The organism is uncultured Sphingomonas sp. (assembly GCF_964250165.1).
Lineage (GTDB): Bacteria > Pseudomonadota > Alphaproteobacteria > Sphingomonadales > Sphingomonadaceae > Sphingomonas.
In genome coordinates this window covers 1-16,053 of record NZ_CAXUEK010000062.1, presented here as the reverse complement: position 1 = coordinate 16,053, position 16,053 = coordinate 1, and the positions used below count along the sequence as shown (strand labels likewise).

At 70.1% G+C, this 16,053-nt stretch carries 20 protein-coding genes and 1 tRNA gene; 11 read left to right on the top strand and 10 right to left on the bottom strand.

What is annotated here, in order from left to right:
• Window positions 1-1,451, top strand: a 1,451-nt coding sequence (locus tag ACFE64_RS11995) for an alpha-amylase family glycosyl hydrolase (RefSeq protein ID WP_375392697.1), incomplete at its 5' end; no start/stop codon positions are given.
• A gap of 88 nt (window positions 1,452-1,539) precedes the next feature.
• On the opposite strand, the gene ACFE64_RS11990 is transcribed toward ACFE64_RS11995, so the two are convergent.
• On the bottom strand, window positions 1,540-2,997 hold the full coding sequence (locus ACFE64_RS11990) for a glycerol kinase (protein WP_375392696.1): 1,458 nt from the start codon (window positions 2,995-2,997) through the stop codon (window positions 1,540-1,542).
• A gap of 98 nt (window positions 2,998-3,095) precedes the next feature.
• On the opposite strand from ACFE64_RS11990, the gene ACFE64_RS11985 reads away from it, so the two are divergent.
• A complete protein-coding gene (locus ACFE64_RS11985; protein WP_375392695.1) occupies window positions 3,096-4,286 on the top strand; it encodes an AI-2E family transporter in 1,191 nt (396 codons plus the stop codon).
• A gap of 22 nt (window positions 4,287-4,308) precedes the next feature.
• Window positions 4,309-4,385 (top strand) — tRNA-Asp (locus ACFE64_RS11980).
• A 104-nt stretch (window positions 4,386-4,489) separates the two neighbouring features.
• On the opposite strand, the gene ACFE64_RS11975 is transcribed toward ACFE64_RS11980, so the two are convergent.
• The 4 genes from ACFE64_RS11975 to ACFE64_RS11960 all read right to left on the bottom strand — a co-directional run bounded on the left by ACFE64_RS11975 (window position 4,490) and on the right by ACFE64_RS11960 (window position 6,067).
• The gene (locus ACFE64_RS11975) at window positions 4,490-4,699 is read right to left on the bottom strand and encodes a DUF2842 domain-containing protein (RefSeq protein WP_375392694.1); all 210 of its coding nucleotides are present in this window, start codon (window positions 4,697-4,699) and stop codon (window positions 4,490-4,492) included.
• Entirely contained in the window at window positions 4,696-5,229 is a 534-nt protein-coding gene (locus ACFE64_RS11970) for a 5-formyltetrahydrofolate cyclo-ligase (protein WP_375392698.1), read from the bottom strand. Before ACFE64_RS11970 ends, ACFE64_RS11975 begins: the two co-directional genes overlap by 4 nt.
• Before the next feature lie 338 nt (window positions 5,230-5,567).
• Entirely contained in the window at window positions 5,568-5,873 is a 306-nt protein-coding gene (locus ACFE64_RS11965; RefSeq protein WP_375392693.1) for a cell division protein ZapA, read from the bottom strand.
• Window positions 5,873-6,067, bottom strand: a complete 195-nt coding sequence (locus ACFE64_RS11960) for a hypothetical protein (RefSeq protein WP_375392692.1) — start codon at window positions 6,065-6,067, stop codon at window positions 5,873-5,875. Before ACFE64_RS11960 ends, ACFE64_RS11965 begins: the two co-directional genes overlap by 1 nt.
• Before the next feature lie 164 nt (window positions 6,068-6,231).
• Between ACFE64_RS11960 and gap the strand changes: the two genes are divergently transcribed.
• The 3 genes from gap to ACFE64_RS11945 all read left to right on the top strand — a co-directional run bounded on the left by gap (window position 6,232) and on the right by ACFE64_RS11945 (window position 9,083).
• A complete protein-coding gene (gene gap / locus ACFE64_RS11955) occupies window positions 6,232-7,239 on the top strand; it encodes a type I glyceraldehyde-3-phosphate dehydrogenase (RefSeq protein WP_375392691.1) in 1,008 nt (335 codons plus the stop codon).
• A gap of 98 nt (window positions 7,240-7,337) precedes the next feature.
• The gene (locus ACFE64_RS11950) at window positions 7,338-7,847 is read left to right on the top strand and encodes an MOSC domain-containing protein (RefSeq protein WP_375392690.1); all 510 of its coding nucleotides are present in this window, start codon (window positions 7,338-7,340) and stop codon (window positions 7,845-7,847) included.
• Between the two features lie 42 nt (window positions 7,848-7,889).
• Window positions 7,890-9,083, top strand: coding sequence for a phosphoglycerate kinase (locus ACFE64_RS11945; protein WP_375392689.1), 1,194 nt, complete (start codon window positions 7,890-7,892; stop codon window positions 9,081-9,083).
• Here the strand turns inward: ACFE64_RS11945 and ACFE64_RS11940 are convergent.
• The 5 genes from ACFE64_RS11940 to ACFE64_RS11920 form a co-directional block, all read right to left on the bottom strand.
• Window positions 9,075-9,632, bottom strand: a complete 558-nt coding sequence (locus ACFE64_RS11940; RefSeq protein ID WP_375392688.1) for a M23 family metallopeptidase — start codon at window positions 9,630-9,632, stop codon at window positions 9,075-9,077. The two genes, ACFE64_RS11945 and ACFE64_RS11940, sit on opposite strands and share 9 nt — an antisense overlap.
• A gap of 3 nt (window positions 9,633-9,635) precedes the next feature.
• Window positions 9,636-10,670 (bottom strand): L,D-transpeptidase, encoded by a 1,035-nt coding sequence (locus ACFE64_RS11935; RefSeq protein WP_375392687.1) that lies wholly within the window; start codon window positions 10,668-10,670, stop codon window positions 9,636-9,638.
• Window positions 10,671-10,738: 68 nt separating this feature from the next.
• Complete coding sequence (thiE, locus tag ACFE64_RS11930) at window positions 10,739-11,431, bottom strand: thiamine phosphate synthase (protein WP_375392686.1); 693 nt, start codon at window positions 11,429-11,431, stop codon at window positions 10,739-10,741.
• Entirely contained in the window at window positions 11,428-11,580 is a 153-nt protein-coding gene (locus ACFE64_RS11925; protein ID WP_375392685.1) for a hypothetical protein, read from the bottom strand. Before ACFE64_RS11925 ends, thiE begins: the two co-directional genes overlap by 4 nt.
• A gap of 81 nt (window positions 11,581-11,661) precedes the next feature.
• Window positions 11,662-12,336, bottom strand: a complete 675-nt coding sequence (locus ACFE64_RS11920) for an O-methyltransferase (protein ID WP_375392684.1) — start codon at window positions 12,334-12,336, stop codon at window positions 11,662-11,664.
• 122 nt (window positions 12,337-12,458) lie between these two features.
• Here ACFE64_RS11920 and ACFE64_RS11915 point away from each other — a divergent pair, with 122 nt between their 5' ends.
• From ACFE64_RS11915 to nuoB, 5 genes are all read left to right on the top strand, one after another.
• The gene (locus tag ACFE64_RS11915; RefSeq protein ID WP_375392683.1) at window positions 12,459-13,367 is read left to right on the top strand and encodes a fructose bisphosphate aldolase; all 909 of its coding nucleotides are present in this window, start codon (window positions 12,459-12,461) and stop codon (window positions 13,365-13,367) included.
• A 182-nt stretch (window positions 13,368-13,549) separates the two neighbouring features.
• Window positions 13,550-14,113, top strand: coding sequence for an elongation factor P (efp, locus tag ACFE64_RS11910; protein ID WP_375392682.1), 564 nt, complete (start codon window positions 13,550-13,552; stop codon window positions 14,111-14,113).
• Between the two features lie 144 nt (window positions 14,114-14,257).
• The gene (locus ACFE64_RS11905) at window positions 14,258-15,070 is read left to right on the top strand and encodes an inositol monophosphatase family protein (protein WP_375392681.1); all 813 of its coding nucleotides are present in this window, start codon (window positions 14,258-14,260) and stop codon (window positions 15,068-15,070) included.
• A 233-nt stretch (window positions 15,071-15,303) separates the two neighbouring features.
• Window positions 15,304-15,678: an NADH-quinone oxidoreductase subunit A gene (gene ndhC / locus ACFE64_RS11900; protein ID WP_375392680.1), complete on the top strand. Its 375-nt coding sequence runs from the start codon at window positions 15,304-15,306 to the stop codon at window positions 15,676-15,678.
• Window positions 15,675-16,053 (top strand): NADH-quinone oxidoreductase subunit NuoB (gene nuoB / locus ACFE64_RS11895; protein WP_375392679.1); only part of this gene is annotated, 379 nt, incomplete at its 3' end. The genes ndhC and nuoB, both read left to right, overlap by 4 nt.

Genomic DNA, 16,053 nt, shown 5'->3' with positions numbered 1-16,053 from the left:
TGTGGCTGTCGCCGATCTTCCCGTCGCCGATGGCCGATTTCGGCTATGACGTGGCCGATTATACCGGTGTCGCGCCGGTGTTTGGCACGCTCGCCGATTTCGACCGGCTGCTCGCGGCAGCGCACGCGCGCGGACTGAGGCTGCTGCTCGATTTCGTCCCCAACCACAGCTCGGACCAGCATCCCTGGTTCGTCGAAAGCCGTTCGTCGCGCACCAATCCGAAGCGCGACTGGTATATCTGGCGCGATCCCGCGCCCGGCGCCGGCGAGTCTCGGGGGCCGCCCAACAACTGGACCAGCGACTTCGGCGGCTCCTCGTGGGAATGGGACGCGGCGACCGGGCAATATTACCTGCACGCGTTCCTCAAACAGCAGCCGGACCTGAACTGGCGCAACCCGGAGCTGCGCGCGGCGATGACCGACGTGCTGCGCTTCTGGCTGGATCGCGGCGTCGACGGCTTCCGCATCGACGTGCTGTGGCATATCGTGAAGGCGGCGGATTTCCCGGACAATCCGCCCAACCCGGCCTGGGGCCCCCATCTCGGCGAGCGCGACCGCGTCCTCCAGCACCATTCGACCGATCAGCCCGAGGCGCATGCGATCGCGGCCGACCTGCGCGCACTGGTGGACGGTTATGGCGCCAGAACCGGCCGGAAGCGCGTGCTGATCGGCGAGATCTTCCTGCCGAACGACCGCCTCGCCCGCTGGTTCGGGACGCCGGAGCGTCCGCAAGTCCACCTGCCGTTTAACTTCTCGCTGATCGAGAGCCCCTGGAACGCGGCCGTGCTCAAGCGGGTAATCGGCGACTATCTCGCCTCCATCCCCGATTGGGGCTGGCCAAACTGGGTGATCGGCAGCCACGACGCCGCGCGAATCGCCGCGCGCGTCGGCGAGGCGCAGGCGCGCGTCGCCGCGATGCTGCTCCTCACGCTGCGGGGCACGCCCACCCTGTATCAGGGTGACGAACTCGGCATCGGCGAGGTGACGATCCCGCCCGACCGCATCCGCGATCCCCGCGAGCTGCGCGAGCCGGGGCTGGGGCTGGGCCGGGACCGCTCGCGCACGCCGATGCCGTGGGACACGAGCCCGCAGGCGGGCTTCTCCTCGGCCACCGCGACGTGGCTGCCGCTGCCCGACGATTGGCCCGCCCGCAACGTCGCGACCCAGACGGCGGATGCGGGCTCGATGCTGCGCCTCTACCAGGCCCTGCTGCGGCTGCGGCGCGAATACCCGGCGCTGGCGCTCGGCGAGATGACGCTGGTCGAGGCGGCGGACGGCGTGATCGCCTATGAACGGCGCGAGGGCGGCGAGCGGCTGAGCGTGGCGCTCAACCTGACGGCGCAGGCGCGCCCGCTGCCGTTCCGCGGGACCGTCCTGCTGTCAACGATCGGCGAGGACGGCGCAGACCAGCTTCGGCCGAACGAGGGCGTGATCCTCTCGCCTCGAGTCTGATCCAGCTGGTTTGAAGCCATGAGGTAGCTCAGAGCTTCGTAGCGGCTGGATCAAACGCCGGCATAAGCGATCGACCGCGTGGCCCCCCTCACGAGCTCACCACCCGCTCCACCGCCTTCTTCCATCCCGCCAGCCGTTGCGTGCGCGCGGCATCGTCCAGCGTCGGCGCGAACGGTTCCACCTCGCCGCGCATCGCGCTCGCCTCGGCGAGGTCGCGGAACAGGCCCGCGCCGACGCCCGCCAGCATCGCCGCGCCGAGCGCCGTCGTCTCGGCGAAGCGTGGCCGCTCCACCGTCAGGCCGAGCATGTCGGCGAGGTCCTGCGCCATCCAGTCGTTGGCGACCATGCCGCCGTCGATCCTGAGGCGCGACCAGTCGGCGCCGTCCGCCGCGAACGCCTCCTTGAGGTCGTGCGCCTGATACGCCATCGCCTCCAGCCCGGCGCGGACGACATGCGCGCGGGTGGTGGCGAAGCTGAGGCCGGTCAGCGCGCCGCGCGCCTCGGGCTCCCACCACGGCGCGCCCAGCCCCGACAACGCGGGCACCAGATAGACGCCGCCATTGTCCGCGACACTCGCCGCCAGCGCCGCCGTCTCGCCCGCATCGCCGATCAGCCCCAGCGTGTCGCGCAGCCATTTGACCAGGCTGCCCGCGACGAACACCGATCCCTCCAGGGCATAGGCGCGGATGCCGCCGAGCTGCCAGGCGACGGTGCCCAGCAGCCGGTGGTCCGAGGTCGGGGCCGTCTCGCCGGTATGCGTCAGGATGAACGCGCCCGTCCCGAACGTGGCCTTGGTGTCGCCGTGGTTGAGGCACGCCTGGCCGATCGCCGCCGCCTGCTGATCGCCCGCCATGCCGGTGACGGGGATGCGCCCGCCGAACAGCGTCGTCTCGCCGATCGCGCCCGCGCAGTCGACGATCTCGGGCAGCGCCCGGCGCGGCGCGCCGAACAGCTCGGCGAGCCCGTCGTCCCAGCCGCCGTCCAGCGCCATCAATGCGGTGCGGCTGGCGTTGGTGGCGTCGGTGACGTGCGCCCCGGTCAGTTTCCAGGCGAGCCAGCTGTCGACCGTGCCGACGGCGAGCCGGTCGCCGGCCGCCGTCAGCTCGGGCCATTCGCGCATCGCCCAGCCGATCTTCGAGCCGGAGAAATAGGGGTCGAGGAGCAGGCCGGTGCGCCGTTGCACCGCCTGCTCATGCCCGTCCTCGCGCAGCTTGCGGGTGATGTCGGCGGTGCGCCGGTCCTGCCAGACGATCGCGGGGCCGAGCGGCTCGCCGGTCTGCCTGTCCCAGAACACTACTGTCTCGCGCTGGTTGGTGAGCCCGATCGCGGCGATCCGGTCCGGCCCGCCGGCGCGCTCCGTCATCGCGGCCGCGCAGCGCGCGCTCTCTCGCCAGATCTCGGCCGCGTCATGCTCCACCCAGCCGGGGCGCGGGTAGCCCTGCGTCAGCTCCGCCGCCTGGCTGGCGACGCATGTCCCATCGGCGGTGAACAGCATCGCGCGCGTCGAGGTGGTGCCCTCGTCGATCACCAGCAGGTGGTCGGCCATCATTCTCTCCTTGTCGACACCGATGCCCGCTTTCGCGCCGCTGGCAAGGGGGGTAGGGTCGGCGCGTGGCCGATCAGGACCGCCCTATCCAGCGCGCCGTGCCGCTCTTGCCGGACGAGCCCGCGGCGCTCATCGAGCGACGCGACCGGCTACTCGCCGCGCTGACGCTGATCGCGGGCATCGGCCTCGTGCTCGGCCTGCCATTCGCGCTGCAGCTCGGCGCGACGTTCTTCCTGCCGCTCACCGTCGCGCTGGTGATCGCGATCGCGCTGGTGCCGCTGCTCGAATGGCTGGAGCGTCAGCGCGTCCCGTCGCCGCTCGCCGCGCTGTTCTGCGTGCTCCTGTTCCTGACGATCGCCAACATCGCGGTGGCGGCGATCGTCGTGCCGGCCAGCGACTTCTTCCAGCTGCTGCCCCGCCGGCTGGGGCGCATCCAGCACAATCTGGCGCCGCTGCTGGAGCTGTATTCGAGCCTGGAGCGGTCGGTGAACCGCTTCTTCCACCAGATCGCCTCCACGCCGATCCGCGCCGCCCGCACCGTCTCCGCCCCGCCGAGCTCGATCCTGGAGCTCGCCGCGACCAGCGCGCCGGCGGTGATCGTGCAGGTCCTGTTCGGCGTCCTGGTCGTGTTCTTCTTCCTGTCCGGCTGGACGGGCATTCGCCGCCGCACCATCACCGAGCGCGCCAGCTTCGACGGCGCGATGGCGACCGCGCGCGTGATTCAGGACGTGGTGGACGACGTGTCGGCCTATCTCGGCACGATCACGCTCATCAATATCGCGCTGGGGCTGATCGTCGCGGGCGCCCTGTGGCTGTTCGGCATGCCGTATCCGCTGATGTGGGGCGGCTTGGTGACGCTGCTCAACTATGTCCCGTATTTCGGGCCGATCATCGCCGCGCTCCTGATGGCGGTGGGCGGGCTGATGCTCTTCGCCGACATCTGGACCGCGCTGGTGCCGCCGGCGATCATGATCGGTTGCCACCTGATCGAGGCGAACGTGGTGACGCCGACCATCGTCGGCCACCGCCTGACGATCAGCCCGCTGATGATCCTCATCTCGCTCAGCTTCTGGACGTGGGTGTGGGGCACGCCAGGGGCGCTGCTGGCGGTGCCGCTGCTCATCATCGGGCAGACGGTGCTCGGCGCGGCGGGCAAGCCGGACATCGCCGGCTTCCTGTTCGAGCAGGGCGCGCTGGTGAAATCGCGCGGCGAGCGCCGGCGGCGGCCGGGGCGCGGCGACGGGCCGGCAGCGGACAGCGCGGTTGACAGGTCTGGGACCCTCGCCTAACCGGCCCGCCTCACGCAGCGATGCGGGTGTAGCTCAGTTGGTTAGAGCGCCGGCCTGTCACGCCGGAGGTCGCGGGTTCGAGCCCCGTCACTCGCGCCACCGCGCAGCGAGCACAGAAATAGCGAAGCAATTTCTGCAACGCGCAAGCGCGGCCGGCGTCGGCCTGCCGACGACCGACGACGCGGGCTTTGCCCGCGGCGCGTTCATTCAACCCGGCTACCCGCTTCCATCCACCGCAGCACCGGCTTCAACGGCGCGATCCACACGATCCCCGTAAAGACATAAAATGCCAGCTGCAGCGGCCACGCCCAGCCGCCGACCGTCCCCGACAGGCTGGCGATCAGCACCGACCAGATTACAATCAGCGCCAGGATGGCCAGCACGCCGAAGGGTTTGCGCCAGGAGGGCGTCATGGCTCGATCCATTCCTGTTCGGTGGCGACCGCGTGGAGCGGGATGTCCCACGGGTCCGTCTTCAGCTTCTCAACCTCCTGGGCCGCCCAGGCGATCCCGACCCGCCAGGCATCGGGATGCGATGCGAAGGCGCGGTCGTAATGCGCCGCGCCCTGACCCAGCCGGTTGCCGCGCCGGTCGAAGCCGACCAGCGGCGTCAGGATGATGTCGGGCGTCAGCGGCGGCAGGTCGGGCGCGGGCTGGCGCAGGCCGAACGGTCCCGGCAGCAGCGCCGCGTCTCCCGCCCAGGCGAGGAAGCGCAGCGGCGTCGCGCGATCGACGACATGGGGTAGCGCGATCCGGCCGCCCGCCGCCAGCGCGGCGGCGACGAACGATGCCGGATCCGCCTCGCCCCCGACGGGAACGTAGCTCGCCACCACCAGTCCGGGACGCAGGCGTTCGACGAATTGCGGCGGCGGCGGGATGGGTGGGCCGATGGCCGCGTCCCGGACGGCGCGCAGGCGGGCGCGCATCACGGGTTTGTCCGTCAGCACGAGCTTGCCTCGCAGCGAAGCCGCCTTTCGACGGCCTGCCAAGGCAGGCGCTCGGGACAGACCGACCTGGGCAAAGCCCAGGTCGTCGGACGGGTTCGCTGGCGCGAGCCGCCGGCGGCGCTGGCGCGTCTCGTCGGCAGCAACGCTATCGACATGCGCGCGGTGCGGTGGCGGGACCGCCATGGCCGTTGACCGGTATATCCACTGACGCACGGTACGTCAGGTGGGGACCATGTACGTCAGACCAGGATCTGCGCAGGGACAGCCCCCAATGGATGATGAATAGCCTCAGGGATAAAAAGGCTCGTACCGGGCAGTACCCGCCGCCTTGCTATCTAGGCGCTGGGCGGCGTTTGCTCAAGGGCGTCGGCGAGCCTCTCCAGCCGCTCGGCGATCCGCACCACCGCGGTCTCGCTGACCGCCGCGCCCGCCGGCGGGCGGTGCTCCGCCTCGTCCAGGTCGTCGGCGAGCATCAGCGCGAGGAAGAACATCGCGCGGTCGGCGACCCCGCCCGCCGCACGCTCGGCTGCTGGCCAGCGCTCGTCCAGCATCCGGCCGAGCAGGCGCACGCGGCCCTCCTCGCCGTCGCGGCAGGCCACGGCCATGGCGCGGCCACCGATCGAGAGCTGCACCTGCGCCATCAGCCCTCAGGCGTCCTGGCGATGACGTCGTCGAGCGCGGCGACCGCTTCCGCCATCCGCGCCTTCAGCGCGGCATGTCGTCGGGCGATCGCCTCCGCCTCGTCGGCGCGCGCCGTGATCGCCGCCTCGATGCGGGCGAGCGCGGTGTCGATGCGGTCGGCGCTGGAGACACCAGTGGCTGCGGGCTCGGCCATAGGTGGTGGCGGATAAGCGGGCAGGGCGGGAGCGGCAAGCCCATTCCGGGACGGCGTCCGGTTGACAGTGACGGGCGCGGCCCCGCATGGGCGCCGCCATTCGGACGGGGGCGGCCGACCTCACGCAGCGGGCCGCCCCTCCCATCCCACGCAGGAGTTTGGACATGGCGGTAAAGGTGGCGATCAACGGCTTCGGGCGCATCGGCCGCCTCGTCGCGCGAGCGATGCTGGAGAGTGGCGGGGACGCGCTGGAGCTGGTCGCGATCAACGACCTGGCCGACGCCAGGAGCAACGCCTGGCTGTTCAGCCGCGACAGCGTCCACGGTAGATACCCAGGCGACGTCCACGCCGAGGGCCAGGATCTGGTGGTCGACGGCAGGCATATCCGCGTCACCGCCGAGCGCGATCCCGCCAGGCTGCCGCATGGCGAGCTGGGCATCGACCTCGTGCTGGAATGCACCGGCTTCTTCACCGATCGCGACAGCGCGCAGAAGCACCTCGACGCGGGTGCGAGGAAGGTGCTGATCTCGGCCCCCGCCAAGGGCGTCGACCTGACCGTGGTCTATGGCGTCAACCACGACCGACTGACGGCGGATCACCACATCGTCTCCAACGCCAGCTGCACCACCAACTGCCTGGCGCCGGTCGCCAAGGTGCTGAACGACGCGATGGGCATCGAGCGCGGGCTGATGACCACCATCCACGCCTATACCAACGACCAGAAGATCCTGGACCAGATTCACCCCGACCTGCGTCGCGCCCGCGCCGCCGCAATGAGCATCATCCCGACCACCACCGGCGCCGCCCGCGCGGTGGGCGAGGTGCTGCCGGAGCTGAAGGGCAAGCTCGACGGCTCGGCGGTGCGCGTGCCGGTGCCCGACGGCAGCCTGGTCGACCTGACCTTCACGCCCAGGCGCGACACCACCCGCGAAGAGGTCAACCAGCTGCTGAAGGACGCCGCCGAGGGGCCGATGAAGGGCGTGCTCGCCTGGTCCGACGAGCCGCTGGTGTCGATCGACATCGTCCACACGCCCGCCTCGTCGACCGTCGACAGCCTGGAAACGGCGGTGATCGACGGCAAGCTGGTGCGCGTCGTCAGCTGGTACGACAATGAGTGGGGGTTCTCGAATCGGATGGTCGACACCGCGACCGCGATGGCCGCGTTGATCTGAGGCGAGCGCGCGCCGAAGCGGGTTGCGAAGCAATCGTTGCACTGCAATAACCGTGGGCGTCGGCGGGACGGGGGGTGTCGCCGCGGCGGAGCCTCCGCATGACCGATCAGCCGCTTACCGGCCTCAGCCCGGCCGCCACCGTCGATATCGGGGTGATCGCCGGGCTGGCGCGCAAGGCCTATCGCAAGGCGCCGATGGAGGTGCTGGAGCGGGCCGAGATCACCGAGGCCGGCGGCATCACCGGCGACCATCGCGGCCAGCGCAAGCCCAACGGCACAGGCAAGCGCCAGGTGACGCTGATGGAGCGGAGCGATTGGGCTGACGCCTGCGCCCAGGTCGGCGTGGAGCTGCCCTGGTGGGAGCGTCGCTGCAACGTGGCGGTGGATGGCTTCGACCTGCCGCAGGTGCCCGGTGTGCTGCTCAGGCTCGGTCGCGACGTGGTGCTGGAGGTGACGCGCTTCACCCATCCATGCGAGCGGATGGAGGTGCTGGCGCCCGGCCTGTTCGAGGCGCTGCTGGTCGACTGGCGCGGCGGCGTGTGCAGCCGCGTGCGCCAGGGCGGGACCGTGCTGGTCGGCGACGTGATCCGGCTGGAGGGGTTGGCCTGATGCCGACCGCCCGGTAACGCCCGGCCACGGATGGAGAGCGGCATGGTGCGCGGGTTCAAGACGCTGGACGACATAGGCGAGGTCTCGGGCAAGCGCGTGCTGGTGCGCGAGGACCTGAACGTGCCGATGGCCGACGGTCAGGTGACCGACGACACCCGCCTGCGCGCGACGCTGGCCACCGTGACCGAGCTCGCCGACCGCGACGCGATCGTGCTGGTGCTCGCCCATTTCGGTCGGCCCGACGGCGTGCCGAGCCCGGGCATGTCGCTGGCGCAGATCGTCCGGCCCTACGCGCAGGTGCTCGGTCGGCCCGTGCGGTATATCGATTGGGAGGGTGACACCGCGGCCGTCGCGACGCTCTTGCCCGGCGATATCGCGGTGCTGGAAAATACCCGCTTCTTCGGTGGCGAGGAGAAGAACGATCCCGCGGTGGTGGAGCGCTTCGCCGCGCTCGGCGATCTCTACGTCAACGACGCCTTCTCGGCGGCGCACCGGGCACATGCCTCTACGGAGGGATTGGCGCATCGGCTGCCCGCCTTTGCCGGCCGGGCGATGGAGGCGGAGCTGGACGCGCTGGAAAAGGCGCTGGGCGATCCCGAGCATCCGGTCGCCGCAGTGGTGGGCGGGGCGAAGGTCTCGACCAAGCTGGACGTGCTGAAACATCTGGTCGGCCGGGTCGATCACCTCATCATCGGCGGCGGCATGGCCAATACGTTCCTGGCGGCGCGCGGCGTCGGCGTCGGCAAGTCGCTGTGCGAGCATGACCTGGCCGGCACGGCGGAGGAGATCATGGCCGCCGCCGACCGGGCCGGCTGCACCGTCCACCTGCCCTATGACGTGGTGGTCGCGACCGAGTTCCGGGCGAATCCGCCGACGCGCACGGTCAACGTGCACGAGGTCGCCGCCGACGAGATGATCCTGGACGTCGGCCCGGCCGCCGTCGAGGCGCTGGGCGATGTGCTCAAGACCTGCCGCACGCTGGTGTGGAACGGCCCGCTCGGCGCGTTCGAGACGCCACCCTTCGATGCGGCGACGGTGGCGCTCGCCCGGACGGCGGCGGCGCTGACCAAGGAGGGCGGGCTCACCTCGGTCGCCGGCGGCGGCGACACGGTGGCCGCGCTCAACCAGGCAGGCGTTGCGGACGATTTCACCTTCGTCTCGACCGCGGGCGGCGCGTTCCTGGAATGGATGGAAGGCCGCGAGCTGCCCGGCGTGGCGGCGCTCGCGTCAGGGTAGCGCCTGACCGGTGCGGAGGAACGGGAACGCGTTGACGTCGTCGCCCTGATACCAGTGCTGGTCGGGCGTGGTGCGGGTGAGGCCGAAGTGGAGGTGGAAGTTGCCCGCCCCGGCGTCACCGGTGTCGCCGACATAGCCGAGCAGCTGACCGGCGCGGACCGGCTCGCCTTCGCGCAGGCCGGGCGCGTAGCCCGCGAGGTGGGCGTAATAGAAGGTCCAGCGCCGGTCGGGCGAACGCTCGTACAGCGCGGTGCCGCCGCGCCCGCTCTCGAACAGCTTTTCCACCGTGCCCGCGGCCGCCGCCAGCACCGGCGTGCGGCTTGGCGCGACGATGTCGGTGCCGTGATGCTCGCGGCCTTCGCTGCGCGCCTGCCCCCAGGTGTCGGTCAGCTGCGCCCGGTCGACACCGGCTACCGGCACGATCAGCCCCGGTGGGGGCGCCGGGCGGGGGGCGGGGGCAGGTGCCGTGCCGCCGACGCGGAGCAGCGAGGCGAAGATGCCCGCCGCGAGCAGGATCAGCGCGAGGACGACCCAGCCGACCCGCGTCATGCGCTATTCCTGGAAGACCACCGGGATGCCGGGCTTCATCATCAGCGTCAGCCGCGCCGCGTTCCAGTTGGTCATCCGCACGCAGCCATGGCTCTCGGTGCGGCCGATATATTGCGGCTCGGGCGTGCCGTGGATCCCGTAATGCGGGATGTTGAGGTCCATCCAGACGACTCCCACCGGCCCGTTCGGCCCGGGCGGCAGCATCGCCTTCTGGTCGGTCGATTTCGCGTCCCAGAACAGCGCCGGGTTGAAGCGGAACTTGGGATTGTAGTCGTAATTGGTCACCTTGTGCGTGCCGAGCGGCAGCGGGTCGTGCTCGGAGCCGGTGGTGACCTGAAACTGCGCCACCAGCCGGTCGTTGGCGTCCAGCACGCGCAGCACGCTGTCGGACTTGTCGACCACGATCTTCGCCGCCTTGGGCTCGTTGGCGTCGACGTTCAGCATCAACAGCGTCTGGCGCCAGTGATCGGGCAGCTTGGGATCATAGGCTCGGCTGGTCGGCAACGCGTTGGGGAAGTTGACCTTCACCCCCGGCGCGAGCCGGGTCTGCGGGCTGTTCAGTTCGATCAGCACCGCGGGCGTGGTGTGAAACATCTCCGCCAGCTTCTCCAGCCTGTTGCGGTAGCCGAGCGACGGCAGCTTGGCCTGCTGGTCCTCGTCATGCGGGATCGGATTGACGAACGGGCCCGCGAGCGCGTCGGCGGACAGCGCCAGCGTCTTGACCGGCCGCCAGGCGCGATAGGGATGCAGCGCCTGCAGCGTCGCCGCATCGATCTGGCCGGTGACGGGCAGGCCGCGGCTCTCCTGGAAACCCTTGAGCGCCGCGGTCAGCGAGAGACCGGGACGCCCATCGAGGATGCCCGGCGAGAAGCCGAGATGGTCTAGGATCACCTGGACATGCAGCGTCGACCGGTCGAGCGAAGGCTTGCCGGGAGCAGAAGAGGGCGTCGGCTTCGGCTTCGGCGTCGGGGCGGCCACCGCCACCGCGCCCGATAGCGCCAACCCGACGGCGACACTCGCCCGCAACCCCTTCGTCATGTTCTATCCTTTTCGACAGATACGCTGCCGCCGTAACGGGTGAGGCGGCAGGTTGGCTCCCATGCGATTCAGCCGGTCAGCACCTCCTGAAAGGCGCGCACCGCCGCCGCCTCGCCGAGCGGATGCGTCCAGACCCCGGCGGAGACGGCCAGGAAGTCGGCGCCCGCGGCGACCAGCGGGGCGGCGTTGGCCGGCGTGATGCCGCCGATCGCGACGGCGGGGAGCTCGAACATCGTGCTCCACCAGCCGAGGATCGAGAGATCGGGGCGGTGCCGGACCTCCTTCGTCGTCGTCGGATAGAAGCTGCCGAACGCGACGTAATCCGCGCCCGCTTCGCCCGCATTCATCGCGAGGTGGCGGCTGTCGTGGCAGGTCACGCCGATCTGCGCGCCCGGCCCGAGCGCGGCGCGCGCGTCGCGCGGATCGCCGTCCGTCTGGCCCAGGTGGACGCCGTCCGCGCCGAGGCGCTTCGCCAGCGCGATCGAGTCGTTGACGATGAACGCGACGTCGCGGTCGGCGCACAGCCGCTGGAGCGGTTCGGCGAGGCGCGCGGCCTCGTGCTGATCGACGTCCTTGACGCGGAACTGGAAGGCGGCGACCGGCCCCGCATCGAGCGCGCGAGCGAGCCGATCGGGGAACGGCCCCGCCACGTCGAGCGGCGAGATCAGATAGAGCTGGCACGGCGGCCGCCGATCGTTGCGCCGGAACGCGGCGGCGAAATCGGGGTCGAGCGGGCCGAGCGGATCGTCGGGAAGGGTCATGCGCGGCTGATCTTCAATATATCTTCAGGGTCAAACGCATTGCGATAGATCGCCGGGCTCGCCCTGAAGCTGGCGTCGAGCGGGCGGAGCGGATCGTCCGCCGCGCTCATCGGCAGTCGAGGCTGAATTGAGGCATGGGCGCGACGCATGACCGTGATGGTCGCCGATGGTGACGGACGGGCAGGTCATTGTTCCCCGCTGCTGCCACCATCGATCCATGTAGGACAGCCTCATCCCGCCATGACCGCGAGCAGGAAGCCGTCCCACTTCTTGACGCCGACGGTCTGGATGGCGGTGGCGGTCAGGCGCGGCTCGGCGGCGACCGCGTCGAACAGCGCGCGGGTGCCGCGGATGCGGTCGTCGCCGCTGTCGGCGTCGAGCACGCCGCCCTCGCGGATCACATTGTCGACGACGATCGTCGTGCCCGGGCGGGAGAGGCGCAGCGCCTCGCGCAGGTAGGTGACGTTCGACGGCTTGTCGGCGTCGATGAAGATCAGGTCGAACGGGCCGTCGAGCGCGCGCAGCGTGTCGGCGGCGGGGCCGACGCGCACCTCGACGCGATCGCCCAGCCCCGCGCGCGCGATGTTCGCCTGCGCGGTCGCGGCGTGGTGCGGGTCGACCTCCAGCGTCACCAGCCGGCCGCCTTCGGGCAGCGCGCGGGCGAGCTCGATCGCCGAATAGCCGCCCAGCGTGCCGATCTCCAGCACGCGCCGGGCACGTGTCATGCGGACGAACAGGTGCAACATGCGTCCCTGCGCCGGCGCGACGTCGATGTCGGGCAGGCCCGCTGAGGCATTGGCCCGGAGCGCGCCTGCCAAAGCCGGCTCGTCCCCGAGCAGCTGGTCGGCGATATAGTGGTCCACCGCCGTCCAGCGCGGGTCGGGTGCTTCGGTCCGCTCGACCATGTCATCTTTCCCTCGTCGCCCCGGGCTTGACCCGCGGTCCCGCTGCCTTTCTTAGCCGGGTAGAAGAAGCGGGACCCCGGCTCAAGGCCGGGGTGACGGCTACCGACGACGAAAGGGATCAGATGGCGGACGTACATGCGGTGATGATGGCGCAGATGGTGAGCGGGGCGGGGTTCATCGCCGCGCTCGACCAGAGCGGCGGGTCCACTCCCGGCGCGCTCAAGGCCTATGGCGTGCCGGACGGCTCCTGGTCGAGCGACGACGAGATGTTCGGACTGATCCACCAGATGCGCGTCCGCATCATCACCGCGCCGTCGTTCGGCGGCGACAAGGTGCTGGCCGCCATCCTGTTCGAGAAGACGATGGACGGCGACGCGGACGGCGTCCCCGTGCCGAGCGCGCTGTGGCGGCGCGGCGTGGTGCCGTTCCTCAAGATCGACAAGGGACTGGAGGGCGAGGCCGACGGCGTCCAGCTGATGAAGCCGATGCCCGGCCTCGACGCGCTGCTCGCCCGCGCCAAGGGCCTGGGCGTGTTCGGCACCAAGGAGCGCTCCACCATCCGGCTCGCGTCGCGCAGCGGCATCGCAGGCATCGTCGAACAGCAGTTCGCGGTGGCCGAGCAGGTGATCGCGGCCGGGCTGATGCCGATCCTGGAGCCGGAAGTGCTCATCAAGAGCCCCGAGCGCGCGCAGGCCGAGATGATCCTGAAGGAGGAGATCGCCAGGCGTCTCGACACCTTGACGGGCGATCGCCGCGTGATGCTCAAGCTCTCGATCCCCGTCGAGGCGGACCTGTATGCCGAGCTGGCCGGCCATCACCGCGTCGCGCGCGTGGTCGCGCTGTCGGGCGGCTTCGGTCGCGCCGAGGCGAGCGCGGCGCTGGCCAGGAACCACGGCATGATCGCCAGCTTCTCCCGCGCGCTGCTGGCGGACCTCCGGCACGAGATGGACGACGCGACGTTCGACCGGACGCTGGGCGCCGCGATCGACGAGATCTATCGCGGGTCGACGGTGAAGGCGCCGGCCGGGTGACGGCGCGTCATCCCGGCCCTGTGCCGGGATCCACCTCGGGACATCCCGACGATGTCGCGTTGCACTATACCGGTGGGGCGAGCCGAGCGTGGATGCCGGCACGGGGCCGGCATGACGGGGTCAGGTTGGCAATCAGCCCGGCGGGCGCTAGGGCCGCTCATCCCTTTCTCACAGGCGTTTCCATGAAGATCAGCGGCGTGGACATCCGTCCCGGCAACATCATCGAATATGAAGGCGGCATCTGGCGCGCCGTGAAGATCCAGCACACCCAGCCCGGCAAGGGCGGCGCCTATATGCAGGTGGAGCTCAAGAACCTGATCGACGGGCGCAAGAACAACGTCCGTTTCCGCTCGGCCGAGACGGTGGAGCGGGTGCGGCTCGACACCAAGGATTTCCAGTTCCTGTTCAAGGACGGCGAGGCGCTGACCTTCATGGACAAGGACAATTACGAGCAGATCACGCTCGATGCGGGCATCCTGGGCGATGCCGCGGCCTTCCTCCAGGACGGCATGGACGTGGTGCTGGAGCTGTATGACGAGCGCCCGATCTCGGTCGAGCTGCCGAGCACGATCGAGGCGATGATCGTGGAGGCCGACGCGGTGGTGAAGGGGCAGACCGCCTCGTCCAGCTACAAGCCCGCGATCCTGGACAATGGCGTGCGCGTGATGGTGCCGCCGCATATCGGCGCGGGGACGCGGATCGTGGTGGACGTGTACGAGCAGACCTATGTCAGGCGAGCCGACTGAACCTGATCGCCCTCTCCCTCAAGGGGAGAGGGCAGGCGAGCGCAGCGAGCCGGGAGAGGGACTGGCCTGCCATCACATACCCTCTCCCTGACCGCTTCGCGGTCTGTCCCTCTGCCCTGGAGGGAGAGGGACGGAGTAACAATCATGCCATCCCATTCCGGCCTTCTCACCGTCATGGAGCGCGCCGCGCGCAAGGCGGGGCCGCGGTTGCGGCGCGATTTCAACGAGGTCCAGCAGCTCCAGGTCAGCCGCAAGGGGCCGGCCGACTTCGTGTCGATGGCCGACCAGCGCGCCGAGCAGACGCTGTACGAGGAACTCAGCAGGGGGCGGCCCGACTGGGGCTTCCTGATGGAGGAGCGCGGCGAGATCGCCGGCGATCCGGCCAAGCCGCGGTTCATCGTCGACCCGCTCGACGGCACCAGCAACTTCCTGCACGGCATTCCGCACTTCGCCATCTCGATCGCGGTCGAGGAGCTGCTGCCGAGCGGCAAGCGCGAGATCACCACCGCGCTGGTCTATCAGCCGCTGACCGACGAGAGCTTCTGGGCCGAGAAGGGGCGCGGCGCCTGGCTGACCGACCAGCGGCTGCGCGTGTCGTCGCGCCGCGACCTGGCGGACGCGCTGATCGCGACGGGCATCCCGTTCCTGGGTCATGGCGACTTCGCGCAATGGAGCCGCATCTTCGGCGCGGTGGCGCCGCAGGTGGCGGGCATCCGCCGGCTCGGGTCGGCCGCGCTCGATCTCGCCTGGGTCGCGGCGGGGCGGTATGACGGCTTCTGGGAGTCCGATCTCCAGCCCTGGGATGTGGCGGCGGGCCTGCTGCTGGTGCGCGAGGCCGGTGGCTACGTCACCGACTTTCGTGGTGGCGACAAGGCGATGGAGCGCAACGAGTTCCTCGCGGCGAACGACGGGCTGCATTCCAAGCTGCACAAGCTGGTGGCGGGGGCGCTGAGATAACGCGGGCGCGGGCTCGTCATGCCGGCCTTGTGCCGGCATCCATGTCCGGGCTGCCCTGACGTGCTCACGCCGTGACCGTGCGTTCGGGCAGACCCATGGTGGACCGCGGCACGGGGCCGGGGTGACGAAGATTGCCTTCCCATCACCTGCGAGTCATTCTCACCCTCTCGCGGCCTTGCTCCGCCTCCGACCGGAGCCTAGATCCCGGGCATTCGTTCGCACGTGCGGTAACCATGGTCGACCTGTCGCAATATCTTCCCATCCTGCTCTTCCTGGGCGTCGCGATCGTGCTGTCGAGCGCGTTCGTGTTCCTGCCCATGGCGGTCGCCCGGCTGACCGGCGCGCACAAGCCGACGCCGGAGAAGCTCAGCGAGTATGAGTGCGGCTTTCCGGCGTTCGAGGACCCGCGCAGCCAGTTCGACGTGCGTTTCTATCTGGTCGCGATCCTGTTCATCGTCTTCGATCTGGAGGCGGCATTCCTCTATCCCTGGGCGGTGAGCGTGTTCACGCTGGGCTGGACGGCGTGGTTCGCGATGATGCTGTTCATCGCCGAGCTGGCGCTGGGCCTTGTCTATGCGTGGAAGAAGGGGGCGCTGGATTGGGAATGACGCCATCTTTGGTAGGGCACGCCGGCCCGGTGGAGCTGCAGCCGCGCCCCGATGGGGGCGTCGCGGTGACGCCGCCCGACGCCGGCTTCTTCGACGGACTCAACGGCGAGCTGACCGACAAGGGCTTTCTGGTCACGTCGGCGGAGGACCTGTTCCAGTGGGCGCGCACCGGCTCGCTGTGGTGGATGACGTTCGGCCTTGCCTGCTGCGCGGTGGAGATGATCCACGTCAACATGCCGCGCTATGATCTGGAGCGGTTCGGCGCCGCGCCGCGCGCCTCGCCCCGCCAGTCGGACGTGATGATCGTCGCGGGCACGCTGTGCAACAAGATGGCGCCGGCGCTGCGCAAGGTCTACGACCAGATGAGCGAGCCGA

Excerpts from the sequence above, each read along its gene's own strand:
- ACFE64_RS11945 (WP_375392689.1), top strand. The coding sequence starts at position 7,890 with ATGGTGCGCGGGTTCAAGACGCTGGACGACATAGGCGAGGTCTCGGGC.
- ACFE64_RS11940 (WP_375392688.1), bottom strand. The coding sequence starts at position 9,632 with ATGACGCGGGTCGGCTGGGTCGTCCTCGCGCTGATCCTGCTCGCGGCG.
- ACFE64_RS11935 (WP_375392687.1), bottom strand. The coding sequence starts at position 10,670 with ATGACGAAGGGGTTGCGGGCGAGTGTCGCCGTCGGGTTGGCGCTATCG.
- ACFE64_RS11920 (WP_375392684.1), bottom strand. The coding sequence starts at position 12,336 with ATGGTCGAGCGGACCGAAGCACCCGACCCGCGCTGGACGGCGGTGGAC.
- ndhC (WP_375392680.1), top strand. The coding sequence starts at position 15,304 with ATGGTCGACCTGTCGCAATATCTTCCCATCCTGCTCTTCCTGGGCGTC.
- efp (WP_375392682.1), top strand. The coding sequence starts at position 13,550 with ATGAAGATCAGCGGCGTGGACATCCGTCCCGGCAACATCATCGAATAT.
- ACFE64_RS11965 (WP_375392693.1), bottom strand. The coding sequence starts at position 5,873 with ATGGCGCAGGTGCAGCTCTCGATCGGTGGCCGCGCCATGGCCGTGGCC.
- ACFE64_RS11905 (WP_375392681.1), top strand. The coding sequence starts at position 14,258 with ATGCCATCCCATTCCGGCCTTCTCACCGTCATGGAGCGCGCCGCGCGC.
- gap (WP_375392691.1), top strand. The coding sequence starts at position 6,232 with ATGGCGGTAAAGGTGGCGATCAACGGCTTCGGGCGCATCGGCCGCCTC.
- ACFE64_RS11990 (WP_375392696.1), bottom strand. The coding sequence starts at position 2,997 with ATGGCCGACCACCTGCTGGTGATCGACGAGGGCACCACCTCGACGCGC.
- ACFE64_RS11950 (WP_375392690.1), top strand. The coding sequence starts at position 7,338 with ATGACCGATCAGCCGCTTACCGGCCTCAGCCCGGCCGCCACCGTCGAT.
- ACFE64_RS11925 (WP_375392685.1), bottom strand. The coding sequence starts at position 11,580 with ATGCGTCGCGCCCATGCCTCAATTCAGCCTCGACTGCCGATGAGCGCG.
- ACFE64_RS11975 (WP_375392694.1), bottom strand. The coding sequence starts at position 4,699 with ATGACGCCCTCCTGGCGCAAACCCTTCGGCGTGCTGGCCATCCTGGCG.
- ACFE64_RS11915 (WP_375392683.1), top strand. The coding sequence starts at position 12,459 with ATGGCGGACGTACATGCGGTGATGATGGCGCAGATGGTGAGCGGGGCG.
- thiE (WP_375392686.1), bottom strand. The coding sequence starts at position 11,431 with ATGACCCTTCCCGACGATCCGCTCGGCCCGCTCGACCCCGATTTCGCC.
- ACFE64_RS11960 (WP_375392692.1), bottom strand. The coding sequence starts at position 6,067 with ATGGCCGAGCCCGCAGCCACTGGTGTCTCCAGCGCCGACCGCATCGAC.